The following is a 25,641-nucleotide window of genomic DNA, read 5'->3' on the forward strand; positions in this document are numbered from 1 at the left end:
GAAAAGATACGATTAGATAGAAGGCTTATATTACGATCGTGACTCCAGCTAAGCCTAATTGTTTAATCGGCGAAGGAGGAAAACATGGGTTCATCATTAACGGACTTTATTCAGGATAATAGAGCTGCCATCTTTGAACAGTGGGTTGACGAAATGAAAGATGTGCAATCAGATCGAGCTGATAAAGTCATTGCAGACAATGTTTACAATAATATAAGTACAGAATTTATTGAATTAATTTTATCTAATACGTTCCAAATGAACGCGAGCTTTGTATCCAAGTTAGAAGATGTCATCGATAGAATTGTACGTTTAGGATGGCCTCTTACTTACTTAATAAGTGGTATAAATAAATTAGAGAGAATTATTTTTGATAAGTATGTCGCTCAAGATAATGAATCATCTTATTTGAAAAAAGATTTATTTTATGAATTTGATGAGTGGTTAACCCCTGTTAGTCATGAGATTATCGAGATTTACTCGCGATCATTAGAAAGTACTATTGGGCTTCAAAAAATGGCTCTTCAAGAATTATCAGCCCCGTTAATTCCCGTATTCGATAAAATTACGGTGATGCCGTTAATCGGTACGATTGATACAGAACGTGCAAAACAAATCATGGAAAACCTTTTGCAAGGTGTTGTGAAACATCGGTCTGAGGTAGTTTTAATAGATATTACAGGTGTCCCTGTTGTCGATACAATGGTTGCTCATCACATTATTCAAGCATCTGAAGCCGTTCGTTTAGTCGGTACGAAGTGTCTTCTTGTAGGCATTCGTCCAGAAATTGCGCAAACAATCGTGAACTTAGGTATTAGCTTGAATCAGCTTGTTACGAAAAATTCATTGAAAAAAGGGATTGAAACAGCCCTTGAAATGACGAATCGCCAAATTATTGAAGTGGAGGAATTACAGTGAGAATCCCGATTTTAAAACTCCATGAATACCTATTAGTGTCTATTCAGTGGGAGTTAGATGATCAAACCGCTATTCAATTCCAAGAGGATTTGCTCAGCAAAATTCACCAGACGGGCGCCAAAGGTGTAGTTATTGATTTAACGTCTATTGATATGATTGACTCATTTATTGCCAAAGTATTAGGTGACGTAGTCAGCATGTCTAACTTAATGGGAGCTAAGGTTGTCCTAACAGGGATACAGCCTGCCGTTGCCATCACACTTGTTGAATTAGGAATTGGATTAAATGATGTTCTCACTGCGCTGGATTTGGAAAAAGGTCTAGAAAAACTCCAATCGGAACTGGGGGAATAGTAAATGGAATTCCAATCCTGCGTAAAAATTGTGACAGAATGGGACATCGTAGCAGCACGCCAACTAGGACGAAACGTGTCCAAAGAGCTAGGATTCGGTACAGTAGACCAGGCCCGTATTACAACAGCCATTTCTGAATTAGCCCGAAATATTTACTTGTACGCTGGAAGAGGGCAAATTTGTATTGAGAAGCTCAACCATGGAGGCAAAAAGGGCCTACTAGTGCTTGCTACTGATGAGGGTCCCGGCATTACAGACCTTCGGAAAGTGATGGAGGACGGTTATTCAACATCTGGAGGACTCGGAGCAGGTCTTCCGGGAGTAAGACGTCTTATGGATGAATTTGATATTCAATCTACCATTGGAGAGGGTACGAATATTAAATCGGTGAAGTGGCTCCGTTAGGAGGAACAATAGAATGGGTTCATACGAAGAAATGAAAGAGCTATATAAGGACATACTAGCAAATTACATTCAAACCCCAAACGAACAAATTTTATATCAAGGTCAAAAACTTAGTCGGAAATCACTTGAGAACGAGATTTCCCCTGAAGATATTGTGAGTATGCATAAAGAAGTGATTGAGGATATCTATCCAGACGTTCCGGATCGTCTTCTTCACTCTCTTGATTTCTTACTCGAAGTTATGATTAGTTATGGACTAGCTCATCGTGAACATCAAACGCTTAAAAATAAACAGCGTGAATTGCACTCAGAAATTGAAGTGGCAGCGAACGTGCAACAAACATTGCTTGGTACAACAATTCCTGAGATTCCATCCATTGAAATCGGTGCAGTTAGTGTTCCAGCTAAACAGATGAGCGGAGATTATTATCACTTTGTTAAAGATGAAAATAATCATTTGAACATCGCTTTGGCTGATGTGATCGGTAAAGGAATTCCAGCAGCTATGTGTATGTCAATGATTAAATACGCAATGGAAAGTTTGCCTGACTCGAGAAAAAACCCTAGCTATGTGCTTCAAAACCTTAATACAGTCGTTGAGCAGAATGTAGACCCGAGCATGTTTATTACCATGTTTTATGGGGACTATAACATTGAATCGAATACTCTCACGTTTGCCTCTGCAGGTCATGAGCCAGGCTTCTATTACGATGAAAAGGAAGATACTTTTCATGATTTAGAAGCGAAAGGACTCGTACTCGGAGTGGAAAGGAATATTACGTATCAGCAATACATTCGTGAAGTGAATGTAGGAGACATGATCATTCTTCTTACAGATGGAGTGACAGAGTGCCGTAACGAGGAAGGCTTCATTGAACGTGAAGACATTATTGAACTTATTCGTAAATATATGCATTTACCAACCCAAGAACTCGTTGATTCAATCTATAGAGAATTAGAACGACTGCAAAACTTCCAATTAAGGGATGACTTTACACTCATTGTTTTAAAACGTTTAGTTTAAAGAGTAAAAAAATGGGGTAAGTAGGTCGTAGCACAATATCCGAGGGGGATTATAAGAGATGAACTTGACTATTGATATTAAAGAACATGCTAATGAGTATGACGTAACATTAGCAGGTGAAATTGATGCATATACAGCTCCAGAATTAAAAAAGCGTTTTATGAGTATCACTGAAAATAAAAATCCAGACATTACAGTAGACTTCACAAATGTTTCCTATATGGACAGCACAGGACTTGGTGTATTTATCGCATTGCTAAAAGCAGTTAAGGCTAATGATGGGTCGCTTCAATTTGTGGGAGTATCTGACCGTTTAAAACGATTGTTTGACATCACAGGCTTAACGGAAATTTTAAACCTAAATTCCCAAATAGAAGGTGGCGTAAAATGAAACAACCGTATGACTTTGTAGAGATGAAGATACCTGCAAAACCTGATTATGTAGCGATCGTTCGTTTAACTCTTTCAGGTGTAGCTAATCGTATGGATTTTTCCTACGATGAGATTGAGGACATGAAAATTGCGATCAGTGAAGCCTGTACCAATGCTGTTCAGCATGCGTATAAAAACGCTGAATCTGGAGATATCCGAGTAGGCTTTGGTCTGTTTGAAGATCGTCTAGAGATTATGGTAGTAGACAGCGGTGAAAGTTTCGACTACGAAGAGTTAAAGAAAGAAATTGGGCCATATGAAGTGTCACAAGAAGTTGAATTTCTTCCTGAAGGTGGTTTAGGTCTTTATTTAATCAATACATTAATGGATGAAGTAAAAATGTCTAATCATAATGGTGTTACGCTCATTATGACTAAGTATTTGCAAAGAGAGCAGGTGGAGAGTGATGAAAACCCAGTCTCAACCTTCGAAGCTAAATAAAGAAGAAGTTTTAGACCTCATCGAACGTTTCCAAAAGACCCAAGATGAAGAGGCGCAAAATTTACTCGTTCTGAACTATCGAAATCTTGTGGAATCCTTGGCGAAACGATACTCAAAAGGAAGAGACCTTCATGAAGATATTGTTCAAGTGGGGATGCTCGGTTTATTAGGAGCTATCCGCCGTTATGATCCATCATTTGAGCGAAACTTTGAGTCATTTGCCATTCCAACCGTTATTGGTGAAATTAAGCGCTTTTTACGTGACAAGACTTGGAGCGTTCACGTTCCTCGACGAATCAAAGAGCTCGGTCCAAAGATTAAGGCTGCAGTTGAAGAGCTGACAACATCTTTGCAACGATCACCTAAAGTGAAGGAAATTGCAATGCACCTAGATGTATCGGAAGAGGAAGTATTAGAAACAATGGAGATGGGTCAAAGTTATCAGGCCTTATCAGTAGATCACTCCATTGAGGCAGATTCAGATGGAAGCACCGTTACCATCTTGGATTTAGTTGGCCGCACTGATGATGGATACGAAAAAGCGAATCAGCGAATGGTTCTAGAAAAGATCCTTCATGTGCTAAATGAGCGGGAGAAAGAAATTATCCAATATACGTTTATTGAAAACCTGAGTCAAAAAGAGGCGGGAGATAAATTGGGAATTTCGCAGATGCACGTATCTCGTCTACAGAGGAGAGCACTTGAAAAGCTCCGAAACGCAGCTCGAACAGATTCGGAAAGCATGGAGTTCACAAAGTGATGTCACAGGCAAAGTCGTCAGGAGTAGAAATTCAAACGTATCAAGCGGCCAAAAAAGGAAATATTCATTGTGGAGATAGTTTTTATGTCACGGAAACGGATGACTATTTGCTTTGTGTAATGGCAGACGGACTTGGAAGCGGTGAGCACGCAATGAAAGCCTCACAAGCCGTAACCAATGTTGCTCGTCTCCATTCGGACGATGATGTAGAAGAGTTAATGCATAAATGTAACCAAGCGGTGTTGAATACTAGAGGAGCGGTCGTAGCTGTTCTTAAATTTTACAAACAAACAAAGCAATTTGTGTATAGCAATGTAGGTAATATCAAATTTTACTTATATTCACCAGAAGGAGCTTTGGTTTATCCTCTTCCGGTTAAAGGCTTTTTATCTGGGAGAGCACAGAAGTTTCAAGTTCAGCGGTTCCGCTACGAAGAAGGTTCTAGGTTCCTAATGCACACAGACGGTTTAGAGTTAAAAGAAGTGAAATCTCTTTTTACTAGAACGTATCTAATTGCAGGCATCTCTCAGCATCTTCAAAGTATGCTTCAAGATGGGAAAGATGATGTTAGCTATATTCTTGGTTCATTAATTGCTTAATTCTTCATCTTCACAAATAAATATAAAATCCTTTATGAACTCATATGCGTTTGCATATGAGTTTTTGTTACAATAAGGGAAAATGCAAGTGATTAGGAGAGATTAGTATGTCTTCAATAGATAAAGAAAAGTTACTAAAGCTCGTATCGAGTACGATCAATATTCCATTGCATCAAGTGAAAAATGTCATTGAACTCACAGAGGAAGGAAACACGGTTCCATTTATCGCTCGTTATCGGAAGGAACAAACGGGTGCTCTAGATGAAGTTCAAATTCGAGATATTACGGAAAGCTGGAATTACTTAAACAATCTAGAAGTACGTAAAGAAGAAGTAATGCGTCTGATTGAGGAGCAAGGTAAATTAACACCGGAATTAAAAAAGCAAATTCAAGCTGCGTTAAAGCTTCAGCAAGTAGAAGATTTGTATCGTCCTTACAAGCAAAAGCGCCGCACGAAAGCGACTGTTGCGAAGGAGAAAGGATTAGAGCCATTAGCACAGTGGATTATGTCTTTCCCAAGAGAGTCTATACATAAAAAAGCCGCTCAATTCATTTCTGCTGATAAAGAAGTAGCGACAGAAGACGATGCGATTGAAGGAGCATTAGATATAGTAGCTGAACAAATTGCGGACGAGCCCTCCTACCGTCAGTGGATTCGCGATCGCTCATTCCGTAAAGGCATCATCTCCTCTTCTGTAAAAGATGCGGAGAAGGATGAGAAAAATGTCTTTGAAATGTACTATGCATACGAAGAGCCTATTAGCAAAATCGTTCCTCATCGTATTTTAGCCATGAATCGTGGAGAAAAAGAAGGTGTCCTAAAGGTTTCTGTAAAGGCACCTGTTGAAGAAATTGTTGATTATCTGTCAAAACGAATAATCAAATATAAAAACTCGGAAGTAGCGCCGTATCTTCAAAAAACGATTGAGGATGCTTACAAACGTTTAATCGATCCTTCAGTTGAACGAGAGATACGTAAGGAACTAACGGAGAAGGCAGAAGAGAGAGCGATTCATATCTTTTCAGAGAATCTGCGCAATTTACTTCTGCAACCACCTTTAAAAGGAAAAATGGTATTGGGCGTTGATCCTGCCTATCGTACAGGCTGTAAGTTGGCTGTAGTTGATGAAACGGGTAAGATGTTACACATTGATGTCATTTATCCGCATACGGCGCCAAATAAATTGCCAGAAGCAAAGGAAAAGTTCCGCACGATTATTACGAAGTACCATATTGAAATGGTGGTCATTGGGAATGGAACGGCTTCAAGAGAAACAGAACAATTTGTCGTCGATATGTTAAAAACGATTGAACGAGAAGTGTTTTATTTAATTACGAATGAAGCAGGGGCTAGCGTGTACTCCGCATCTGACCTAGCACGTGAGGAATTTCCTGAGCTACAGGTAGAGGAACGCAGCGCAGTATCGATTGCGAGACGTATCCAGGACCCATTAGCTGAGCTAGTAAAAATTGACCCTAAATCCGTTGGGGTAGGTCAGTATCAGCACGACGTATCACAAAAACAGTTAAACGAATCATTAGGATTTGTTGTCGAAACGGTTGTAAACCAAGTCGGCGTGAATGTTAATACAGCTTCTGTCTCACTTCTGCAACACGTAGCAGGATTAAACAAGACAGTGGCACAAAATGTAGTCAAATATCGTGAAGAGCACGGAAAGTTTTCAAGTCGTAAAGAGTTAAAATCAATTCCACGTCTAGGGGCTAAAACATATGAACAGTGTATTGGCTTTTTGCGTGTGTTAGACGGGGAAGAGCCACTAGATCGTACAGGTATTCATCCTGAAAACTATGCAGACGTGAATAAACTTTTAACGAAATTAGATAAAGGTAAAGAAACATTAGGAAAAGAAGAGCTTGCTCAAGCTCTGAATACCGTGAATGTCGATGAATTATCTGAGGAACTAAACATAGGGGAGCTAACGCTACGGGATATTTTAAATGATTTAGTGAAACCAGCACGAGATCCCCGTGATGAGCTTCCGCAGCCTATTCTCAAAAAAGATATTCTGAAGCTAGAAGATTTAACGACCGGATTAGAATTACAAGGAACAGTACGTAATGTAGTGGACTTTGGTGTATTTGTTGATGTTGGTGTGAAGCAAGACGGGCTTGTTCATATTTCAAAATTGACGAATCGTTTTGTGAAGCATCCTCTCGATATTGTATCAGTGGGAGATTTAGTCCAAGTATGGGTCGAGGATGTAGATGTGAAAAAAGGAAGAGTAGCATTAACGATGCTTCCTCCAAAATAAATTATGACAAAGAAAGAAGCACTTTTTTAGGAAAGGTGCTTCTTTCTATAAAAGTACCAGCATTGATTAAGTAGCTTGATTTGGTAACGATCTTTTTGATAATAAGCTCTTTGCAGCTGATTCATTAACCAGTTCGGCATATAATGACCTCCTCTGAAAACCTTTTAATGAAAGTGAGGGAAGGGGATAGTATCAATTTTATGCGAAGAAAGCTAGTCACGTTCACAAGGAAATTTAATGTTAGATAGGAGATCGAGTAAGATTGGATAATAAAGATTTACAATCACTCACAGAGGAAATTTCAATAAAAGATTTCCATAAACCGTTTTTACATCGTGCTTATTTTAATAAACGATTGAAAACAACAGGTGGAAGATATGATTTACAAACGCATAACATTGAAATTAATGAGAAACACTTTCAAATGTATGGAATCAGTGAAGTTGAAGGGATTATTAAACATGAACTTTGTCATTATCACCTTCACATAGAAGGGAAGGGGTATAAACATAGAGATCAAGACTTTAGGGAGCTGCTTAAGCGAGTAAAAGCGCCAAGGTTTTGCAGGTCAGTGAAAGCAAACAATTCAGTTCAAGTAGTTCATGAGTATAGATGTTCAGTGTGTCAACAAGTCTATATGAGAAGACGAAGAATTAATACAGATAAATATGTGTGTGGAAAATGCAGAGGAAAATTAATCAAAATAGATTCTTGACTAGGTAGTCAACTTATGATAAATTAATAAAGCCGTCGTTGATGGCACAAATGCTTTTCGAAAAATATCTTGACAATTATATTGGAAAGATATAAAATAAAAAAAGTCTCAGTAAGAATATTATTCCACAGTAGCTCAGTGGTAGAGCTATCGGCTGTTAACCGATCGGTCGCAGGTTCGAGTCCTGCCTGTGGAGCCATACGGGGAAGTACTCAAGAGGCTGAAGAGGCGCCCCTGCTAAGGGTGTAGGTCGCGTAAGCGGCGCGAGGGTTCAAATCCCTCCTTCTCCGCCATTTTCAAAATGGCCCGTTGGTCAAGCGGTTAAGACACCGCCCTTTCACGGCGGTAACACGGGTTCGAATCCCGTACGGGTCACCATTTATCTCATACATAATCATTACGGAGGATTAGCTCAGCTGGGAGAGCACCTGCCTTACAAGCAGGGGGTCGGCGGTTCGATCCCGTCATCCTCCACCATTTATTTTAGGTCCCGTGGTGTAGCGGTTAACATGCCTGCCTGTCACGCAGGAGATCGCCGGTTCGATCCCGGTCGGGACCGCCATGTATATTTTATCTTAGATAGGATATCTTAAATATTATTGGGCTATAGCCAAGCGGTAAGGCAACGGACTTTGACTCCGTCATTCGTTGGTTCGAATCCAGCTAGCCCAGCCATTGTGAGCCATTAGCTCAGTTGGTAGAGCATCTGACTTTTAATCAGAGGGTCGAAGGTTCGAATCCTTCATGGCTCATCATTTTCATTTCACACGCGGGTGTGGCGGAATTGGCAGACGCGCTAGACTTAGGATCTAGTGTCTTTACGACGTGGGGGTTCAAGTCCCTTCACCCGCATCTCATTTTATTCGCGGTCGTGGCGGAATGGCAGACGCGCTAGGTTGAGGGCCTAGTGGGTGAATAACCCGTGGAGGTTCAAGTCCTCTCGGCCGCATTTAAAAAACTTCAAAAGTTTTTTAGAAAAAAGTGTTGACACGAAATGATAGAAATGATAAGATAATTAAGTCGCCAAAACAAGACGACGAAAAATAAAATAAAACATGCGCCCGTAGCTCAATTGGATAGAGCGTTTGACTACGGATCAAAAGGTTAGGGGTTCGACTCCTCTCGGGCGCGCCATATTAATTTTAAAAAACGTCATATGTTTTGATGTATGACGGGAAGTAGCTCAGCTTGGTAGAGCACTTGGTTTGGGACCAAGGGGTCGCAGGTTCGAATCCTGTCTTCCCGACCATTTAAAATAATATGCGGGTGTAGTTTAATGGTAAAACCTCAGCCTTCCAAGCTGATGTCGTGGGTTCGATTCCCATCACCCGCTCCAATGGATATATGAACCTTGAAAACTGAACAAAACAAGCAAAACGTCAACGTTTTAAAAGTAAGACAACAAATGAGCAAGTCAAACATTTCTTCGGAGAGTTTGATCCTGGCTCAGGACGAACGCTGGCGGCGTGCCTAATACATGCAAGTCGAGCGAACTTGTTAGAAGCTTGCTTCTAACAAGTTAGCGGCGGACGGGTGAGTAACACGTGGGTAACCTGCCTGTAAGATGGGGATAACTCCGGGAAACCGGAGCTAATACCGAATAACACTTTCGCTCGCATGAGCGGATGTTAAAAGACGGTTTCGGCTGTCACTTACAGATGGACCCGCGGCGCATTAGCTAGTTGGTGAGGTAACGGCTCACCAAGGCGACGATGCGTAGCCGACCTGAGAGGGTGATCGGCCACACTGGGACTGAGACACGGCCCAGACTCCTACGGGAGGCAGCAGTAGGGAATCTTCCGCAATGGACGAAAGTCTGACGGAGCAACGCCGCGTGAGTGATGAAGGTTTTCGGATCGTAAAACTCTGTTGTTAGGGAAGAACAAGTACGAGAGTAACTGCTCGTACCTTGACGGTACCTAACCAGAAAGCCACGGCTAACTACGTGCCAGCAGCCGCGGTAATACGTAGGTGGCAAGCGTTGTCCGGAATTATTGGGCGTAAAGCGCGCGCAGGCGGTTCCTTAAGTCTGATGTGAAAGCCCACGGCTCAACCGTGGAGGGTCATTGGAAACTGGGGAACTTGAGTGCAGAAGAGGAAAGCGGAATTCCACGTGTAGCGGTGAAATGCGTAGAGATGTGGAGGAACACCAGTGGCGAAGGCGGCTTTCTGGTCTGTAACTGACGCTGAGGCGCGAAAGCGTGGGGAGCAAACAGGATTAGATACCCTGGTAGTCCACGCCGTAAACGATGAGTGCTAAGTGTTAGAGGGTTTCCGCCCTTTAGTGCTGCAGCTAACGCATTAAGCACTCCGCCTGGGGAGTACGGCCGCAAGGCTGAAACTCAAAGGAATTGACGGGGGCCCGCACAAGCGGTGGAGCATGTGGTTTAATTCGAAGCAACGCGAAGAACCTTACCAGGTCTTGACATCCTTTGACCACTCTAGAGATAGAGCTTTCCCCTTCGGGGGACAAAGTGACAGGTGGTGCATGGTTGTCGTCAGCTCGTGTCGTGAGATGTTGGGTTAAGTCCCGCAACGAGCGCAACCCTTGATCTTAGTTGCCAGCATTAAGTTGGGCACTCTAAGGTGACTGCCGGTGACAAACCGGAGGAAGGTGGGGATGACGTCAAATCATCATGCCCCTTATGACCTGGGCTACACACGTGCTACAATGGATGATACAAAGGGTTGCGAAGCCGCGAGGTGAAGCTAATCTCATAAAATCATTCTCAGTTCGGATTGTAGGCTGCAACTCGCCTACATGAAGCTGGAATCGCTAGTAATCGCGGATCAGCATGCCGCGGTGAATACGTTCCCGGGCCTTGTACACACCGCCCGTCACACCACGAGAGTTTGTAACACCCGAAGTCGGTGGGGTAACCGTAAGGAGCCAGCCGCCTAAGGTGGGACAGATGATTGGGGTGAAGTCGTAACAAGGTAGCCGTATCGGAAGGTGCGGCTGGATCACCTCCTTTCTAAGGAAAATTGCTTGAACCACGTGTTCAGCAACAAACAACGTGACGTCGTTTTGTTCAGTTTTGAAGGTTCATTATGAACTTTCAATAAGAAGTCTTTTGATCACGTCGTGATCATGAGGCAGTTGTTCTTTGAAAACTAGATAGCAAGAATGTTAAGGAAAACAAAGTGTAACACTTTTTTAATAACCAATACGGTTAAGTTAGAAAGGGCGCACGGTGGATGCCTTGGCACTAGGAGCCGATGAAGGACGGGACTAACACCGATATGCTTCGGGGAGCTGTAAGTAAGCTTTGATCCGGAGATTTCCGAATGGGGAAACCCATCATTCGTAATGGAATGATATCTTCTTCTGAATACATAGGAAGTTGAAGGCAGACCCGGGGAACTGAAACATCTAAGTACCCGGAGGAAAGGAAAGCAAACGCGATTTCCTGAGTAGCGGCGAGCGAAACGGAATTAGCCCAAACCAAGAGGCTTGCCTCTTGGGGTTGTAGGACACTCTATACGGAGTTACAAAGGAACGAGGTAAATGAAGAGGTCTGGAAAGGCCCGTCAAAGAAGGTAACAACCCTGTAGTTGAAACCTTGTTCTCTCTTGAGTGGATCCTGAGTACGGCGGAACACGTGAAATTCCGTCGGAAGCAGGGAGGACCATCTCCCAAGGCTAAATACTTCCTAGTGACCGATAGTGAACCAGTACCGTGAGGGAAAGGTGAAAAGCACCCCGGAAGGGGAGTGAAAGAGATCCTGAAACCGTGTGCCTACAAGTAGTCAGAGCCCGTTAACGGGTGATGGCGTGCCTTTTGTAGAATGAACCGGCGAGTTACGATCCCATGCAAGGTTAAGTCGATGAGACGGAGCCGCAGCGAAAGCGAGTCTGAATAGGGCGATTTGAGTATGTGGTCGTAGACCCGAAACCAGGTGATCTACCCATGTCCAGGGTGAAGTTCAGGTAACACTGAATGGAGGCCCGAACCCACGCACGTTGAAAAGTGCGGGGATGAGGTGTGGGTAGCGGAGAAATTCCAATCGAACTTGGAGATAGCTGGTTCTCTCCGAAATAGCTTTAGGGCTAGCCTCAAGGTGAGAGTTTTGGAGGTAGAGCACTGATTGGACTAGGGGCCCCCAACGGGTTACCGAATTCAGTCAAACTCCGAATGCCAAAAACTTATCCTTGGGAGTCAGACTGCGAGTGATAAGATCCGTAGTCAAGAGGGAAACAGCCCAGACCACCAGCTAAGGTCCCAAAGTATACGTTAAGTGGAAAAGGATGTGGAGTTGCTTAGACAACCAGGATGTTGGCTTAGAAGCAGCCACCATTTAAAGAGTGCGTAATAGCTCACTGGTCGAGTGACTCTGCGCCGAAAATGTACCGGGGCTAAACGTATCACCGAAGCTGTGGATTGACATCTTATGATGTCAGTGGTAGGAGAGCGTTCTAAGTGCTGTGAAGCTAGACCGTAAGGACTGGTGGAGCGCTTAGAAGTGAGAATGCCGGTATGAGTAGCGAAAGACAAGTGAGAATCTTGTCCACCGAATGCCTAAGGTTTCCTGAGGAAGGCTCGTCCGCTCAGGGTTAGTCGGGACCTAAGCCGAGGCCGAAAGGCGTAGGCGATGGCCAACAGGTTGATATTCCTGTACTACCTCCCCACCGTTTGAGCAATGGGGGGACGCAGGAGGATAGGGTAGGCGCACTGCTGGATATGTGCGTTCAAGCAGTAAGGCTGATGAGTAGGCAAATCCGCTCATCATAAGGCTGAGCTGTGATGACGAGGGAATTATAGTACCGAAGCTCCTGATTTCACACTGCCAAGAAAAGCCTCTAGCGAGGTGGGAGGTACCCGTACCGCAAACCGACACAGGTAGGCGAGGAGAGAATCCTAAGGTGATCGAGAGAACTCTCGTTAAGGAACTCGGCAAAATGACCCCGTAACTTCGGGAGAAGGGGTGCTCTGTTAGGGTGCAAGCCCGAGAGAGCCGCAGTGAATAGGCCCAGGCGACTGTTTAGCAAAAACACAGGTCTCTGCGAAGCCGTAAGGCGAAGTATAGGGGCTGACACCTGCCCGGTGCTGGAAGGTTAAGAGGAGAGGTTAGCGCAAGCGAAGCTTTGAATCGAAGCCCCAGTAAACGGCGGCCGTAACTATAACGGTCCTAAGGTAGCGAAATTCCTTGTCGGGTAAGTTCCGACCCGCACGAAAGGTGTAACGATCTGGGCACTGTCTCAACGAGAGACTCGGTGAAATTATAGTACCTGTGAAGATGCAGGTTACCCGCGACAGGACGGAAAGACCCCGTGGAGCTTTACTGTAGCCTGATATTGAATTTTGGTACAGCTTGTACAGGATAGGTAGGAGCCTGAGAAACCGGAGCGCTAGCTTCGGTGGAGGCGTCGGTGGGATACTACCCTGGCTGTATTGACATTCTAACCCACAGCCCTGATCGGGCTGGGAGACAGTGTCAGGTGGGCAGTTTGACTGGGGCGGTCGCCTCCTAAAGAGTAACGGAGGCGCCCAAAGGTTCCCTCAGAATGGTTGGAAATCATTCGTAGAGTGTAAAGGCACAAGGGAGCTTGACTGCGAGACCTACAAGTCGAGCAGGGACGAAAGTCGGGCTTAGTGATCCGGTGGTTCCGCATGGAAGGGCCATCGCTCAACGGATAAAAGCTACCCCGGGGATAACAGGCTTATCTCCCCCAAGAGTCCACATCGACGGGGAGGTTTGGCACCTCGATGTCGGCTCATCGCATCCTGGGGCTGTAGTCGGTCCCAAGGGTTGGGCTGTTCGCCCATTAAAGCGGTACGCGAGCTGGGTTCAGAACGTCGTGAGACAGTTCGGTCCCTATCCGTCGTGGGCGTAGGAAATTTGAGAGGAGCTGTCCTTAGTACGAGAGGACCGGGATGGACACACCGCTGGTGTACCAGTTGTCTTGCCAAAGGCATCGCTGGGTAGCTATGTGTGGACGGGATAAGTGCTGAAAGCATCTAAGCATGAAGCCCCCCTCAAGATGAGATTTCCCATAGCGCAAGCTAGTAAGATCCCTGAAAGACGATCAGGTAGATAGGTCTGAGGTGGAAGCGTGGCGACACGTGCAGCTGACAGATACTAATCGATCGAGGACTTAACCAAATGCTTTTTCTTAACAATTGTTATCTAGTTTTGAAAGAACAACGTTCTTTCATATAGTCTGGTGATTATGGCAGAGAGGTCACACCCGTTCCCATACCGAACACGGAAGTTAAGCTCTCGAGCGCCGATGGTAGTTGGGGGTTTCCCCCTGTGAGAGTAGGACATCGCCAGGCTTTTATATTATCGCGGGGTGGAGCAGTCTGGTAGCTCGTCGGGCTCATAACCCGAAGGTCGCAGGTTCAAATCCTGTCCCCGCAACCAATTATTTTTTAGTTGAAAAACTATGAAAATATGAATGATGGTCCCGTGGTGTAGCGGTTAACATGCCTGCCTGTCACGCAGGAGATCGCCGGTTCGATCCCGGTCGGGACCGCCATTATTTACATGAACGAAACAATATGTTTCGTGCTTTTTTATGTCTAACACTTTATTTTATATATACAATCATATCCTTAGGAATTTACCTCCTAGGGTTTTTTTTATACGGAGGACATCTCTTTTATTGAAACTTAGCAAAGTTATTCTATGAGAGGTGTGATTTCGCTATAATAGCCTTATACTAATAGAAGATAGTAGAGGAAATTTTAAGAAGTGAAATGAGGATTTAGTTATGAAAGAACGAGAATCTTTTTCTTTAACGACACATTCTTCTGAGGAAACGATGCGTGTTGCCATTCAGCTAAGTGAGCGATTGACTCCTGGTTCTGTCCTGCTGCTTGAGGGAGATCTCGGGGCAGGGAAGACAACGTTTACAAAGGGATTAGCAAAGGGACTAGGAATCGAGCGAAATGTGAACAGTCCAACCTTTACGATTATTAAAGAATATCGAAATGGAAGATTGCCACTTTATCATATGGATGTATATCGCGTAGAAGATGAGTTTGAAGATTTGGGGTTTGATGAGTACTTTGATGGAGATGGTGTGACCGTTGTAGAATGGGCCCACCTGATCAAAGAACAGTTACCAGAGGAAAGACTAGAAATTAATATTTTCCATCAAGCAGAGAATGAACGGAAAATTGAAATTGAGGCAGTAGGTTCTCTCTATATTGATATATGTAAGGAGCTTTTTAATTCATGAAAACTTTAGCAATTGATACGTCTAACTTTGTGATGGGACTGGCCTTAGTCGATGATCAACAAGTCGTAGGAGAAGTCATCACAAATATTAAAAAGAATCATTCTGTGCGAGTGATGCCGGCAATTCAAGCTTTGTTAAAGGATTGTGGATGGGCACCATCTGATCTAGAGCGCATTGTTGTGGCACAAGGACCGGGATCTTATACGGGTGTGCGTATCGGTGTGACAATTGCCAAAACGCTAGCTTGGACATTACAAATTCCCCTCGTTGGAGTATCGAGCTTAGAGGTACTTGCAGCAAACGGCCGTTATTTTAATGGTTACATTGCGCCCTTATTCGATGCACGAAGAGGTCAAATTTATACAGGACTCTATCAATATAATGAAAAGATCGAAACAGTCGTAGAAGACCAGCTTGTCATGAATAATGATTGGGCGAAGTATTTACGCAGCTTAGAGAAACCTGTTTTGTTTATCGGCAATGATGCTGATTTACACCGAGAGGTATTAGCAGATGAATTAGGAGAACTGGCTGTATTTGGCTCTCCAACTTTGCTGAACCCAAGACCGAGTGAGCTTGCTTTTATCGGAATGACGAAGCTCCCAGTAGACCTTCATACATTTGTTCCAAACTATATTCGAATGGCAGAGGCTGAGGCGAACTGGTTAGCATCTCAACGTACCAAATCATAAGGAGAGATGAAAAGTGAATACAAAGGTCACGTTCCGTATGATGGATGTAAATGATATTGATCAAGTAGTTGGGATTGAACAACTTTCTTTTTCGACGCCTTGGAGCAAGGAAGCCTTTGTCAATGAGCTTACGCAAAATCAATTCTCCAAATACGTTGTGATGGAAGAGAACGATGTGATTATCGGATACTGTGGTCTCTGGGTTATTATTGATGAGGGACATATTACGAACGTTGCGATCCTACCTTCTCATAGAGGGCAAGGATTAGGAGAGAAGCTCATGAGAAAAGTGATGGAGCTTTCGATGGAATTCGGTGCGAGGACTCTCACGTTAGAAGTAAGAGTCTCTAATCATGTTGCGCAATCATTATATAAGAAATTAGGTTTTGAAGCTGGTGGGCTTCGTCGAAATTATTATACAGATAGTCAAGAAGATGCTTTAGTAATGTGGGTGAAACTATGAAAAATAATGATCAACTAATTTTAGCAATTGAAACAAGCTGTGACGAAACAGCAGCTTCCATTATTCGAAACGGAAATGAAATTGTATCAAACGTTGTGGCATCACAAATTGATAGCCATAAACGATTTGGAGGAGTAGTTCCTGAAATTGCTTCTCGTCATCACGTAGAACAAGTAACAATCGTTCTGCAAGAAACGCTTGAGCAGGCGAACATGACAATGGATGACATTGATGCTGTAGCGGTAACGGAAGGTCCTGGTCTAGTAGGGGCTCTACTAATTGGTGTAAATGCAGCGAAGGCGTTAGCTTTTGCACATAATAAGCCTTTAATCGGAGTGCATCACATTGCCGGGCATATTTACGCCAACCGCTTAGAAAAAGAAATGACGTTCCCTCTGCTTTCACTTGTTGTTTCAGGTGGGCATACGGAACTTGTTTTAATGAAAGAGCACGGTAAGTTCGAAGTGATCGGGGAGACTCGTGATGATGCAGCAGGTGAAGCATATGATAAGGTAGCTCGTGTGTTAAACCTTCCTTATCCAGGAGGTCCTCATATCGATCGACTTGCACATGAGGGGACACCTTCTTATAATCTTCCTCGCGCGTGGCTTGAAGAAGGATCGTATGATTTCAGCTTTAGCGGCTTAAAATCGGCGGTTATTAATACAGTTCACAATGCAACGCAAAAGGGCGAGGAAATTGTTCCTGAAAATTTAGCGGCAAGCTTTCAAGCAAGCGTAGTAGATGTGTTAGTGACTAAAACGATTAGAGCAACAAAAGAATATGGCGTTAAACAAGTATTGCTAGCTGGAGGAGTAGCGGCGAACAAAGGATTACGCGCGGCGCTAGTTTCGGCTTTTAGCGAAATTCCAGACGTAGAACTTGTGATTCCACCCCTATCCCTATGTACGGACAATGCGGCGATGATTGGAGCCGCGGCAAGCGTACTATTTGATCATGATAAATATGCAGATATGGCTCTTAATGCGTATCCGGGTCTTGATTTAGAAGATCAAAGCGTATAAAAAAGAACGGCGATGTGAGATCGCCGTTCTTTTTTTATGCCATTTCTTCAATTAATAGCTGTAGCTCTTCCCATTCTTCCATGAGTGCTGCGAGCTTTTCGTTATGCTGTTCATTTTCAGCATTAATACGCTGCACCTCTTCGTGATTTTGATAGACAACTGGGTCACAAAGTAATTCTTCATTCTTTTCAGTCGCCTCTTCAATTTGGCTAATTTCAACTTCAATTTCTTCAATTCGACGCTTTCTTTGTCTTAAGAGTTTTTTCGTTTCTTTATCCTGTGCATAAGAGGGCTTTTCAGCAGACTCAGTTTGTTTTGCTACCGCTGTTTGCTCTTCTAACCGTTTAATTTCAAGCTGTTCTTCTTTTTTCTCTACGTAATAATCGTAGTCACCTAAGAACTCTGTTAGATGTTCCTTCGATAGCTCTGCAACTTTTGTGGCAATACGATTGATGAAGTAGCGGTCATGGGAAACAAATAGTAGCGTGCCCGGATAATCGACTAAAGCATTCTCTAGCACCTGCTTACTATCTAAATCAAGGTGGTTGGTCGGCTCATCGAGAATTAAGACATTGGCTTTTTGCATCATGAGTTTTGAAAGAGCAAGTCGAGCCTTTTCTCCACCGCTTAACGTTGATACAATTTTCAGCACGTCATCACCTGTAAACAGGAAGCTACCTAAAATCGATCGAATGTCTTTTTCAGGTGTTGTTGGGTACTCGTCCCATAGTTCACCTAATACAGTTTTATTCGATGAGAGATTCGCTTGTTCTTGATCATAGTAACCGACCGTTACATTCGAACCGAAATGAATGTTTCCTTTCAGTCGAGGAATACGGTCAATAATCGCCTTCAGTAATGTTGATTTCCCAACTCCGTTCGGTCCAACAAGCGCAATGCTTTCCCCACGTGTAATACGCATATTAACGTTTTTTATGATAGGGGTTGTCCCGTCATAGGAAATGGATACGTCCTCTACCTTTAACACTTCATTTCCACTTTGCTTTTCAATATCAAAAGAAAATGTCGCCGATTTCTCCCCATCAGAAGGCTTTGCAAGTGGCGTAATGCGATCTAATTGCTTACGTCTACTTTGTGCCCTCTTTGTTGTCGAAGCACGTGCAATGTTCCGCTGAATAAAATCATTAAGCTTCGCAATTTCATCCTGCTGCTTCTCAAACTGTCTCATTTCCTGTTCGTAGCGTTCGGCTTTCTCTTGCAGATAGTAAGAGTAGTTTCCGATGTATTTGTTTGTTGTTGTACGTGATACCTCATATACTTGATTGACGACTTTATCAAGGAAATAACGGTCATGGGATACGATTAAAATGGCGCCTTCATAGCCCTGTAGATATTGTTCTAACCAGCTTAGCGTATCAATATCAAGATGGTTGGTCGGCTCATCCAAAATAAGAAGGTCTGGTTTCGTTAATAATAGCTTAGCAAGAGAGAGACGTGTTTTTTGTCCCCCGCTTAGTGATGAAATAGGGGTTTTATAGTCATAGTCTCCGAAGCGGAAGCCGTGTAAAATAGAACGAGTGTCAGCTTCGTATTGATAGCCGCCTTGATCTTTGAACTTCACCTGAAGAGCGTCATAAGCCGATAAAAGCTTTTGATATTGATCCGCGTTATTAAAAACATCTGGATCGCCCATTTTATGTTCTAGATCTCGAAGTTCGCGCTCCATCTTACGAATTGGTTCAAAAACGGTCATCATTTCATCCCAAATAGAGAGACTAGAATTAAGAACCGTATCTTGTCCCATGTAATCAATCGTAATGTCTTTTGGCTTAATAATCTCACCACCGTCATGAGAGAGTTCTCCGGCGATAATTTTAAGAAGCGTTGATTTCCCCGCCCCATTTCGACCTACTAGGGCGATGCGGTCTTTAGATTGAACTTCTAGTTTTATATTCGTTAAAATAGGATCAGCACCATAATATTTGGTGATGCCATTTAATTGTAAGATAATCATTGTTTTCACCTCTGTTAGTATACATCTAGTGTATCTTACTGTATTTGGGATGAGCAACTCCTAGGATAGGATTTCTTCTATTTATGCTGATAGATCTTGTCGATACGTGTAGGTTCATACGACTGTAAGAGACATGAGCATGAAAATAGTGTATAGTCATAAGTGAAGGAGGAAGTTAGTTATGAGTTTTACCCATTTTAATGAACAAGGTCGCGCCAAGATGGTCGACATCACAGATAAGTCAGATACTTTGCGTACGGCTATTGCGGTTTCTAGTGTAGAGGTAAGCAAAGAATTATATGAAACAATCATCAACCAGGGCGTTGCAAAGGGTGATGTGCTCGCTGTTTCACAAGTCGCAGGGATTATGGCTGCGAAAAAAACAGCAGATATTATTCCAATGTGTCATCCGTTAGCACTTAAAGGAGTAGACATTTCTTTTGAGTGGGAAGTAAAACAAGATTATTGTCTCCTTCATATTCAAGTAGAGGTAAAGACAAAAGGGAGTACGGGAGTAGAAATGGAAGCGCTAACTTCTGCTTCAGTATGTGCCTTGACAGTCTATGATATGTGTAAGGCGTTCGACAAGGGAATGGTCATTGGACCAACATATTTAAAGCAAAAAACAGGTGGGAAAAGTGGAGATTTTATTCGACAAGGGACAACGCACACCGAACGTTAAGGGGGTATAGGTATGCAAACAGATCAAGCGAAAATACCACAAGCAACAGCGAAGAGGCTGCCTCTTTATTACCGGTTCTTAAAAAACCTACATTCTTCGGGGAAACAACGGGTTTCCTCTGCGGAATTAAGTGAAGCGGTAAAGGTAGACTCTGCTACGATTAGACGAGATTTTTCCTATTTCGGGGCTTTAGGTAAAAAGGGGTATGGTTACAACGTGAACTATCTTTTGTCCTTCTTCCGTAAGACGTTAGATCAGGATGAAATTACAAAGGTAGCATTAATTGGAGTGGGGAATTTAGGGACAGCCTTTCTTCATTATAACTTCACAAAAAACAATAATACAAAAATAGAGATGGCATTTGATGTGGCTGATGATAAAATAGGGGAAACGGTAGGCGGAGTGCGTGTATCTCATCTAGATGATCTAGAAAAGGAAATCACATCCGATATCCCAGTAGCGATTTTAACCGTGCCAGCTCAGGTGGCACAGCCTATTACAGATCGTCTAATTGGCTGTGGAATCAAAGGAATCCTGAACTTTACGCCAGCACGATTAACCGTTCCTGAGGAAGTTCGAGTTCACCATATTGATTTGGCCGTAGAACTACAGTCACTTGCTTATTTCTTAAAGAATTACTCCTCAATATAAGATAATTACATGCTTCAGGTAATTTAATTAAGGATGGTTTTAGTATGAGCGAAAAAGAGATGTCCGTATATGACCACATAGGAGAGTTACGTAAGCGAGTTATTCTAGTTGCAGTCGTGTTTTTAGTTACAACCGTTGCTGGATTGTTTTTTGCAGAGCCGATTATTCGGTATCTTCAACAAGCCGATCGGGCAAAGGATCTAACGATGAATGCGTTTCGATTAACAGACCCTATCAAAATCTATTTTCAATTTTCTTTTGTAATAGGCTGCGTTTTAACGGCTCCTCTTGCTCTCTATCAGCTGTGGGCATTTATTAGCCCTGGTTTATATGAGCGTGAAAGAAAAGTCACACTTGGCTACATTCCTCTTTCTCTTTTTCTTTTCCTAGCCGGAGTAGCATTCAGCTATTTTGTATTACTTCCATATGTCTTAAATTTCAGTGCGAGCTTGGCTGAAAACTTAAACGTAACACAAGTGATTGGTATCAACGAATACTTTGATTTCTTAATTAAGCTTACACTACCGTTTGGTCTCTTATTTCAGCTACCTGTTATTATTATGTTTTTAACGAGACTAGGTATCGTAACGCCCACTTTTTTATCAAAGTTTCGACGCTATGCGTACTTTATTCTACTCGTGCTAGCTGGACTTATCTCACCACCAGATGTTATCTCACAGATCATCGTGATGATTCCGCTTGTTATTCTATATGAGATCAGTATTATTATCTCGCGCAGCGCGCATAAAAAAGTGTTGGAAGCACGTCAGCTAGAAGAAATGCAAGAAGAGCAGGAAAAAGCGCTATGATGGCATAGAAAAGGCACCGAATTTACGGTGCCTTTTTTTATTTCTTGTTCTGATCCTTATTTTTTTGGATGTGTTTAATTCGTCGATGCAAAGTAAATACGCGAATCGCGACACCGAAATCAAAGGTTGCCACGAGCATTAGGAGAATCGTTGTAAAATTCCACAGTCCGTGATTAGCACTACGGATTGCAAAATAAGTAAAGACGATCCCCATGAGCGTATACACTAAGCCCATAAATAAGGGGGTTCTTCTCATGATAAAAAGCCTCCAAAAATAAACTGCAATTGCTCACTTTGCTGTCTAATACGTTCTAGATCATCAGCAAATAACGTTTGAGTCACCACAACAATAGTATTCATCATAACGTGAGCAAATATCGATACAATAATATGCTTCGTTTTCGAATAGAGATAAGCGAATACTAATCCCATCGCCGTATACACAAGGATATGAGAGAAGTCCATGTGGACAACTGCAAAGATCAGCGCACTTATGATGGCTGAAATTAAAAAGTTAAAATGTTTATGAAGAGAGCCGAATATAATTTTTCGGAAAATAATTTCTTCTAAAATAGGCCCGATGACGGACGTCACGAAAATAAAAGCTGGCATTAACTTAATCAGTTTAATGAGAGACTCTGTATTTTCAGACCCCGCTTCAATTTTAAAGAGGTTTGTTTCAATTAACGCCGCAACGGCTTGTGCAGCCAGCGCCATAAAAATCCCAATAATAGACCAAAACACAAGACTAGAAATATTGGCTTTCCCGCGGCTTCTCATATCAGATCGAAGCCAGAAGAGGGTGAGGATGAGGACGATGGCGAATGCGATAATAGTCCACGTCGTTCCGGCATAAGCGATTTCTAATCGCCCATAGCGTTCAAATAAGCCTGTTGTTGCCAGAAGCTTTGCGCCTAAGCCAAGCGTAAGTTGCATGATTACATAAGCTACAATAATGTACCAATACTGCTTTTTCAATCCATAAAACTCCTTTGCTAGAGGATTTATCTATGTATAAGTCGAATATAACCATTGATGCTCTTTCGTATTGTAACATAGTATAAGACAAAACTAAGGAAAGAATGACTCAAATGGAGCGAATAAAAAAATAAATATGACAGAAATTAAAGCGCTTTAAAAAATTGTAAAAAAATTTGAGGTTTTTACTTGCAAAAGAAAAGCACATTATTTAATATAATAACTGTGTTAGCACTCAAGTGTAATGAGTGCTAATAAATAACCAACATTTTATTTTGATCATTTGAGGAGGTCGTTTCACTTGTTAAAGCCATTAGGAGATCGCGTAGTTATTGAACTTTTAAAAGCAGAAGAAAAAACTGCTAGCGGTATCGTACTACCGGATACTGCAAAAGAGAAACCGCAAGAAGGTAAAGTTGTATCTGTAGGAACAGGTCGCGTGTTAGACAATGGAGAGCGTGTATCTTTAGAAGTTGCTGAAGGCGATCGCATTATCTTCTCAAAATATGCAGGCACTGAAATTAAATACGAAGGTGCAGAATACTTAATCTTACGTGAATCAGATATTTTAGCTGTAATTGGCTAATTAACTTAATACTTAACGAACGCACGATATAAAAGAAATCATAAACCATTTGGAAAAATCCGAGGAGGTCTAGAAACAATGGCAAAAGATATGAAGTTTAGCGAAGACGCACGTCGTTCCATGTTACGTGGTGTAGATAAATTAGCGGACGCAGTAAAAGTAACGCTTGGACCAAAAGGTCGTAACGTAGTTCTAGAGAAGAAATTTGGTTCTCCTTTAATTACAAATGACGGTGTTACAATCGCAAAAGAAATCGAATTAGAAGATGCATTCGAAAACATGGGTGCAAAACTTGTAGCTGAAGTTGCAAGCAAAACAAACGATGTTGCTGGGGACGGTACAACAACTGCAACAGTATTAGCACAAGCGCTAATTCGTGAAGGTCTTAAAAACGTAACGGCTGGTGCGAACCCAGTTGGACTACGTAAAGGGATTGAAAAAGCTGTAGCTGTAGCTGTTGAAGAGCTAAAAGCAATTTCAAAACCAATCGAAGGTAAAGAATCAATCGCTCAAGTTGCGGCAATCTCTGCTGCTGACGATGAAGTAGGTCAATTAATCGCAGAAGCTATGGAGCGCGTAGGTAACGACGGCGTTATCACATTAGAAGAGTCTAAAGGGTTCACGACTGAACTTGAAGTGGTAGAAGGTATGCAGTTCGACCGTGGATATGCATCTCCTTACATGGTAACTGACTCTGATAAAATGGAAGCTGTGTTAGAAAATCCTTATATCTTAATCACAGATAAAAAGATCTCTAACATTCAAGAAATTTTACCAGTATTAGAGCAAGTGGTACAACAAGGTAAACCACTATTACTAATCGCTGAAGATGTTGAAGGTGAAGCATTAGCTACATTAGTAGTGAACAAACTACGTGGTACATTCAATGCAGTAGCTGTTAAAGCGCCTGGATTCGGTGACCGTCGTAAAGCAATGCTAGAAGACATCTCTACATTAACTGGTGGAGAAGTAATCACTGAAGAGATCGGTTTAGATCTTAAATCATCTACAATTGACCAATTAGGTCGCGCAGCGAAAGTTGTTGTTACAAAAGAACACACAACAATCGTTAGCGGTGCTGGTAACCCAGCTGAAATCGATGCTCGCGTAAAACAAATTCGCGCTCAATTAGAAGAAACAACTTCTGAATTTGACCGTGAAAAATTACAAGAGCGCCTAGCTAAACTAGCTGGTGGAGTAGCAGTAATCAAAGTTGGTGCTGCAACTGAAACAGAACTTAAAGAACGTAAATTACGTATCGAAGACGCATTAAACTCTACTCGTGCTGCGGTTGAAGAAGGTATCGTAGCTGGTGGTGGTACTGCGCTAGTAAATATCTACAATAAAGTAGCTGGAGTTGAAGCAGAAGGTGACGAAGCTACTGGTATCAACATCGTACTACGTGCGATCGAAGAACCAGTTCGTCAAATCGCTCACAACGCAGGTCTTGAAGGATCTGTAATCATCGAGCGCTTGAAAAACGAAGCAGTTGGCGTAGGCTTCAACGCAGCTTCTGGCAAATGGGTAAACATGATCGAAACAGGAATCGTTGACCCAACAAAAGTAACTCGCTCAGCTCTTCAAAATGCGGCATCTGTAGCAGCAATGTTCCTAACTACAGAAGCTGTAGTAGCTGACAAACCAGAACCAGCTGGCGCTTCTGGCATGCCTGACATGTCCGGAATGGGCGGTATGGGTGGAATGGGCGGCATGATGTAATCTGCCCCTCAAACCTTGGTATATAAGGATTTATAAATTGGTGGAGCAGAGTGTGCTAACATTTCCCTTCTAACATTAAATAGAGGTTTCTCATGAGTTGTATAAGCTTGTGAGGAACCTCTTTTTTATTTTCCTTCATAGCTTAATTTTTCTGTTCATTCCTGTGTGATTCATTTACTAATTTAAATGGGAAATTTGATTGATGAAAAATTATAAGGGATAATAATATTAAGATAAGTAATCTTTGTAAATATCTTCTTTACTATAATTTAAAAGTTCAATTCTAATAAATAAGGAGGATTCAATAAAAGCTGCTACTGTTAATTGTGGGATATTATGTATATTAGGTTGGTTTCTAAATTACTTATTAGGGAAATGGATGTGAGAATAATGAGGAAAATGATATTTGTTGGTGGTATTCATGGTGTTGGTAAAACGACATTTTGTAACGAAGTATCGAAAAGGTATAATCTACCACATTACGTGGCAAGTAAGCTTATCTCTAATTTAAAGAAGCAGGAATTTAGTAAAAGCAAAAGAATTGATAGCATTGGGGATAATCAAGATATCCTTGTTAAAGCATTAGATACCTACACTCAGAAAGAAAAGTGGACACTTTTAGATGGTCATTTCTGTTTATTAAATAAGTTGGGTCACATAGAAAGAATTTCTTCACAAACCTTTGAATGTATACAACCCTCAGCTATTGTGATTATAACGGATGAAGTTGATAAAATTTCTAAGCGTCTTAGGGGAAGAGATAGTCTCGACTTAGATATTAATTTTTTAAAGTCCTTTCAATCTGAAGAACTAACACATGCTTTGGAGATTTCACAAAAGTTAGATGTGCCTTATTTTATTTACAAAGAGCATAAAAATACTGAAGAACTTCACAAGTTTATTAATAATATTGTTAACCATTATAGGGTATGAAGGTATATAATATATGTATATAT

24 protein-coding genes, 14 tRNA genes and 3 rRNA genes are annotated in these 25,641 nt (G+C 42.1%); 37 read left to right on the top strand and 4 right to left on the bottom strand.

Translation table 11 applies throughout. The features are described from left to right. The first annotated feature begins 84 nt into the window (after positions 1–84). From IE339_RS01180 to IE339_RS01220, 9 genes are all read left to right on the top strand, one after another. Complete coding sequence (locus IE339_RS01180) at positions 85–918, top strand: STAS domain-containing protein (protein WP_242172876.1); 834 nt, start codon at positions 85–87, stop codon at positions 916–918. Then, entirely contained in the window at positions 915–1,271 is a 357-nt protein-coding gene (locus tag IE339_RS01185) for an STAS domain-containing protein (protein WP_053403426.1), read from the top strand. The genes IE339_RS01180 and IE339_RS01185 overlap by 4 nt, the downstream gene beginning before the upstream one ends. Positions 1,272–1,274: 3 nt before the next feature. Continuing rightward, on the top strand, positions 1,275–1,676 hold the full coding sequence (locus IE339_RS01190) for an anti-sigma regulatory factor (protein WP_242172878.1): 402 nt from the start codon (positions 1,275–1,277) through the stop codon (positions 1,674–1,676). Positions 1,677–1,689: 13 nt separating this feature from the next. After that, the gene (locus tag IE339_RS01195; protein WP_242172880.1) at positions 1,690–2,700 is read left to right on the top strand and encodes a PP2C family protein-serine/threonine phosphatase; all 1,011 of its coding nucleotides are present in this window, start codon (positions 1,690–1,692) and stop codon (positions 2,698–2,700) included. 58 nt (positions 2,701–2,758) lie between these two features. After that, positions 2,759–3,091, top strand: a complete 333-nt coding sequence (locus IE339_RS01200; RefSeq protein WP_242172883.1) for an STAS domain-containing protein — start codon at positions 2,759–2,761, stop codon at positions 3,089–3,091. Continuing rightward, positions 3,088–3,573, top strand: a complete 486-nt coding sequence (gene rsbW, locus IE339_RS01205; protein ID WP_053403422.1) for an anti-sigma B factor RsbW — start codon at positions 3,088–3,090, stop codon at positions 3,571–3,573. Before IE339_RS01200 ends, rsbW begins: the two co-directional genes overlap by 4 nt. After that, positions 3,539–4,333 carry an RNA polymerase sigma factor SigB gene (gene sigB, locus IE339_RS01210; protein ID WP_242172885.1) on the top strand — a complete coding sequence of 265 codons (795 nt, stop codon included), beginning with the start codon at positions 3,539–3,541 and terminating at the stop codon, positions 4,331–4,333. The genes rsbW and sigB overlap by 35 nt, the downstream gene beginning before the upstream one ends. After that, the gene (locus IE339_RS01215) at positions 4,333–4,932 is read left to right on the top strand and encodes a PP2C family serine/threonine-protein phosphatase (protein WP_242176073.1); all 600 of its coding nucleotides are present in this window, start codon (positions 4,333–4,335) and stop codon (positions 4,930–4,932) included. Before sigB ends, IE339_RS01215 begins: the two co-directional genes overlap by 1 nt. 107 nt (positions 4,933–5,039) lie before the next feature. Next, positions 5,040–7,205, top strand: coding sequence for a Tex family protein (locus tag IE339_RS01220; RefSeq protein WP_242172887.1), 2,166 nt, complete (start codon positions 5,040–5,042; stop codon positions 7,203–7,205). 26 nt (positions 7,206–7,231) lie between these two features. Here IE339_RS01220 and cmpA read toward each other — a convergent pair whose 3' ends face one another. Further along, on the bottom strand, positions 7,232–7,345 hold the full coding sequence (gene cmpA / locus IE339_RS01225; protein ID WP_157052811.1) for a cortex morphogenetic protein CmpA: 114 nt from the start codon (positions 7,343–7,345) through the stop codon (positions 7,232–7,234). A 122-nt stretch (positions 7,346–7,467) separates the two neighbouring features. Here cmpA and IE339_RS01230 point away from each other — a divergent pair, with 122 nt between their 5' ends. The 22 genes from IE339_RS01230 to tsaD all read left to right on the top strand — a co-directional run bounded on the left by IE339_RS01230 (position 7,468) and on the right by tsaD (position 17,285). Further along, on the top strand, positions 7,468–7,920 hold the full coding sequence (locus IE339_RS01230; protein ID WP_242172889.1) for a SprT family protein: 453 nt from the start codon (positions 7,468–7,470) through the stop codon (positions 7,918–7,920). Between the two features lie 124 nt (positions 7,921–8,044). Beyond that, positions 8,045–8,119, top strand: a tRNA-Asn gene (locus IE339_RS01235). Positions 8,120–8,122: 3 nt separating this feature from the next. Continuing rightward, positions 8,123–8,213 (top strand) — tRNA-Ser (locus IE339_RS01240). A 10-nt stretch (positions 8,214–8,223) separates the two neighbouring features. Then, positions 8,224–8,298: transfer RNA gene (locus tag IE339_RS01245), tRNA-Glu, on the top strand. A 23-nt stretch (positions 8,299–8,321) separates the two neighbouring features. Further along, positions 8,322–8,397 (top strand) — tRNA-Val (locus IE339_RS01250). 9 nt (positions 8,398–8,406) lie between these two features. After that, positions 8,407–8,482, top strand: a tRNA-Asp gene (locus tag IE339_RS01255). Positions 8,483–8,520: 38 nt separating this feature from the next. After that, positions 8,521–8,595: transfer RNA gene (locus IE339_RS01260), tRNA-Gln, on the top strand. 4 nt (positions 8,596–8,599) lie between these two features. Continuing rightward, positions 8,600–8,672, top strand: a tRNA-Lys gene (locus IE339_RS01265). 17 nt (positions 8,673–8,689) lie between these two features. Next, positions 8,690–8,772, top strand: a tRNA-Leu gene (locus IE339_RS01270). 13 nt (positions 8,773–8,785) lie between these two features. After that, positions 8,786–8,869, top strand: a tRNA-Leu gene (locus IE339_RS01275). 108 nt (positions 8,870–8,977) lie between these two features. After that, positions 8,978–9,054 (top strand) — tRNA-Arg (locus IE339_RS01280). Between the two features lie 38 nt (positions 9,055–9,092). Then, positions 9,093–9,169 (top strand) — tRNA-Pro (locus IE339_RS01285). A 13-nt stretch (positions 9,170–9,182) separates the two neighbouring features. Then, positions 9,183–9,256: transfer RNA gene (locus IE339_RS01290), tRNA-Gly, on the top strand. A gap of 87 nt (positions 9,257–9,343) precedes the next feature. Next, positions 9,344–10,895, top strand: a 16S ribosomal RNA gene (locus IE339_RS01295). Between the two features lie 196 nt (positions 10,896–11,091). Then, positions 11,092–14,024, top strand: a 23S ribosomal RNA gene (locus IE339_RS01300). 57 nt (positions 14,025–14,081) lie between these two features. Then, a 5S ribosomal RNA gene (gene rrf / locus IE339_RS01305) occupies positions 14,082–14,197 on the top strand. The 16S, 23S and 5S rRNA genes sit together here with 14 tRNA genes alongside, the layout of an rRNA operon. Before the next feature lie 11 nt (positions 14,198–14,208). Then, positions 14,209–14,285 (top strand) — tRNA-Met (locus IE339_RS01310). A 39-nt stretch (positions 14,286–14,324) separates the two neighbouring features. After that, positions 14,325–14,400 (top strand) — tRNA-Asp (locus IE339_RS01315). 234 nt (positions 14,401–14,634) lie between these two features. Further along, on the top strand, positions 14,635–15,105 hold the full coding sequence (gene tsaE, locus IE339_RS01320; protein ID WP_242172891.1) for a tRNA (adenosine(37)-N6)-threonylcarbamoyltransferase complex ATPase subunit type 1 TsaE: 471 nt from the start codon (positions 14,635–14,637) through the stop codon (positions 15,103–15,105). Next, entirely contained in the window at positions 15,102–15,797 is a 696-nt protein-coding gene (gene tsaB, locus IE339_RS01325) for a tRNA (adenosine(37)-N6)-threonylcarbamoyltransferase complex dimerization subunit type 1 TsaB (RefSeq protein WP_242172893.1), read from the top strand. The genes tsaE and tsaB overlap by 4 nt, the downstream gene beginning before the upstream one ends. A 13-nt stretch (positions 15,798–15,810) precedes the next feature. After that, positions 15,811–16,260: a ribosomal protein S18-alanine N-acetyltransferase gene (gene rimI, locus IE339_RS01330; RefSeq protein WP_242172896.1), complete on the top strand. Its 450-nt coding sequence runs from the start codon at positions 15,811–15,813 to the stop codon at positions 16,258–16,260. Beyond that, on the top strand, positions 16,257–17,285 hold the full coding sequence (gene tsaD, locus IE339_RS01335; protein WP_053402941.1) for a tRNA (adenosine(37)-N6)-threonylcarbamoyltransferase complex transferase subunit TsaD: 1,029 nt from the start codon (positions 16,257–16,259) through the stop codon (positions 17,283–17,285). The genes rimI and tsaD overlap by 4 nt, the downstream gene beginning before the upstream one ends. Before the next feature lie 34 nt (positions 17,286–17,319). Here tsaD and IE339_RS01340 read toward each other — a convergent pair whose 3' ends face one another. Then, positions 17,320–19,260 carry an ABC-F family ATP-binding cassette domain-containing protein gene (locus tag IE339_RS01340; protein ID WP_242172899.1) on the bottom strand — a complete coding sequence of 647 codons (1,941 nt, stop codon included), beginning with the start codon at positions 19,258–19,260 and terminating at the stop codon, positions 17,320–17,322. A gap of 181 nt (positions 19,261–19,441) precedes the next feature. Here IE339_RS01340 and moaC point away from each other — a divergent pair, with 181 nt between their 5' ends. The 3 genes from moaC to tatC are packed head-to-tail and all read left to right on the top strand — an operon-like array spanning position 19,442 to position 21,402. After that, the gene (gene moaC, locus IE339_RS01345; protein WP_242172901.1) at positions 19,442–19,942 is read left to right on the top strand and encodes a cyclic pyranopterin monophosphate synthase MoaC; all 501 of its coding nucleotides are present in this window, start codon (positions 19,442–19,444) and stop codon (positions 19,940–19,942) included. A 12-nt stretch (positions 19,943–19,954) separates the two neighbouring features. Beyond that, the gene (locus IE339_RS01350) at positions 19,955–20,593 is read left to right on the top strand and encodes a redox-sensing transcriptional repressor Rex (RefSeq protein ID WP_242172902.1); all 639 of its coding nucleotides are present in this window, start codon (positions 19,955–19,957) and stop codon (positions 20,591–20,593) included. Between the two features lie 44 nt (positions 20,594–20,637). Next, positions 20,638–21,402 (top strand): twin-arginine translocase subunit TatC, encoded by a 765-nt coding sequence (gene tatC, locus IE339_RS01355; RefSeq protein WP_242172904.1) that lies wholly within the window; start codon positions 20,638–20,640, stop codon positions 21,400–21,402. 37 nt (positions 21,403–21,439) lie between these two features. Here tatC and IE339_RS01360 read toward each other — a convergent pair whose 3' ends face one another. Beyond that, positions 21,440–21,658 carry a YdiK family protein gene (locus IE339_RS01360; RefSeq protein ID WP_053402946.1) on the bottom strand — a complete coding sequence of 73 codons (219 nt, stop codon included), beginning with the start codon at positions 21,656–21,658 and terminating at the stop codon, positions 21,440–21,442. Next, the gene (locus IE339_RS01365) at positions 21,655–22,380 is read right to left on the bottom strand and encodes a CPBP family intramembrane glutamic endopeptidase (protein WP_053402947.1); all 726 of its coding nucleotides are present in this window, start codon (positions 22,378–22,380) and stop codon (positions 21,655–21,657) included. Before IE339_RS01365 ends, IE339_RS01360 begins: the two co-directional genes overlap by 4 nt. 301 nt (positions 22,381–22,681) lie before the next feature. Between IE339_RS01365 and groES the strand changes: the two genes are divergently transcribed. The 3 genes from groES (at position 22,682) to IE339_RS01380 (ending at position 25,618) form a co-directional block, all read left to right on the top strand. Then, on the top strand, positions 22,682–22,966 hold the full coding sequence (gene groES / locus IE339_RS01370) for a co-chaperone GroES (RefSeq protein WP_242172906.1): 285 nt from the start codon (positions 22,682–22,684) through the stop codon (positions 22,964–22,966). A gap of 78 nt (positions 22,967–23,044) precedes the next feature. Continuing rightward, the gene (gene groL, locus IE339_RS01375) at positions 23,045–24,685 is read left to right on the top strand and encodes a chaperonin GroEL (RefSeq protein WP_053402949.1); all 1,641 of its coding nucleotides are present in this window, start codon (positions 23,045–23,047) and stop codon (positions 24,683–24,685) included. A gap of 390 nt (positions 24,686–25,075) precedes the next feature. Then, on the top strand, positions 25,076–25,618 hold the full coding sequence (locus IE339_RS01380) for an ATP-binding protein (RefSeq protein ID WP_242172907.1): 543 nt from the start codon (positions 25,076–25,078) through the stop codon (positions 25,616–25,618). The last annotated feature ends 23 nt before the right edge of the window (positions 25,619–25,641 follow it).

The organism is Priestia koreensis (genome assembly GCF_022646885.1).
GTDB lineage: Bacteria > Bacillota > Bacilli > Bacillales > Bacillaceae_H > Bacillus_AG > Bacillus_AG koreensis_A.

Excerpts from the sequence above, each read along its gene's own strand:
- IE339_RS01180 (WP_242172876.1), top strand. The coding sequence starts at position 85 with ATGGGTTCATCATTAACGGACTTTATTCAGGATAATAGAGCTGCCATC.
- IE339_RS01190 (WP_242172878.1), top strand. The coding sequence starts at position 1,275 with ATGGAATTCCAATCCTGCGTAAAAATTGTGACAGAATGGGACATCGTA.
- IE339_RS01195 (WP_242172880.1), top strand. The coding sequence starts at position 1,690 with ATGGGTTCATACGAAGAAATGAAAGAGCTATATAAGGACATACTAGCA.
- IE339_RS01200 (WP_242172883.1), top strand. The coding sequence starts at position 2,759 with ATGAACTTGACTATTGATATTAAAGAACATGCTAATGAGTATGACGTA.
- rsbW (WP_053403422.1), top strand. The coding sequence starts at position 3,088 with ATGAAACAACCGTATGACTTTGTAGAGATGAAGATACCTGCAAAACCT.
- sigB (WP_242172885.1), top strand. The coding sequence starts at position 3,539 with ATGAAAACCCAGTCTCAACCTTCGAAGCTAAATAAAGAAGAAGTTTTA.
- IE339_RS01215 (WP_242176073.1), top strand. The coding sequence starts at position 4,333 with ATGTCACAGGCAAAGTCGTCAGGAGTAGAAATTCAAACGTATCAAGCG.
- IE339_RS01220 (WP_242172887.1), top strand. The coding sequence starts at position 5,040 with ATGTCTTCAATAGATAAAGAAAAGTTACTAAAGCTCGTATCGAGTACG.
- cmpA (WP_157052811.1), bottom strand. The coding sequence starts at position 7,345 with ATGCCGAACTGGTTAATGAATCAGCTGCAAAGAGCTTATTATCAAAAA.
- tsaE (WP_242172891.1), top strand. The coding sequence starts at position 14,635 with ATGAAAGAACGAGAATCTTTTTCTTTAACGACACATTCTTCTGAGGAA.
- tsaB (WP_242172893.1), top strand. The coding sequence starts at position 15,102 with ATGAAAACTTTAGCAATTGATACGTCTAACTTTGTGATGGGACTGGCC.
- tsaD (WP_053402941.1), top strand. The coding sequence starts at position 16,257 with ATGAAAAATAATGATCAACTAATTTTAGCAATTGAAACAAGCTGTGAC.
- IE339_RS01340 (WP_242172899.1), bottom strand. The coding sequence starts at position 19,260 with ATGATTATCTTACAATTAAATGGCATCACCAAATATTATGGTGCTGAT.
- moaC (WP_242172901.1), top strand. The coding sequence starts at position 19,442 with ATGAGTTTTACCCATTTTAATGAACAAGGTCGCGCCAAGATGGTCGAC.
- IE339_RS01350 (WP_242172902.1), top strand. The coding sequence starts at position 19,955 with ATGCAAACAGATCAAGCGAAAATACCACAAGCAACAGCGAAGAGGCTG.
- tatC (WP_242172904.1), top strand. The coding sequence starts at position 20,638 with ATGAGCGAAAAAGAGATGTCCGTATATGACCACATAGGAGAGTTACGT.
- IE339_RS01360 (WP_053402946.1), bottom strand. The coding sequence starts at position 21,658 with ATGAGAAGAACCCCCTTATTTATGGGCTTAGTGTATACGCTCATGGGG.
- groL (WP_053402949.1), top strand. The coding sequence starts at position 23,045 with ATGGCAAAAGATATGAAGTTTAGCGAAGACGCACGTCGTTCCATGTTA.
- IE339_RS01380 (WP_242172907.1), top strand. The coding sequence starts at position 25,076 with ATGAGGAAAATGATATTTGTTGGTGGTATTCATGGTGTTGGTAAAACG.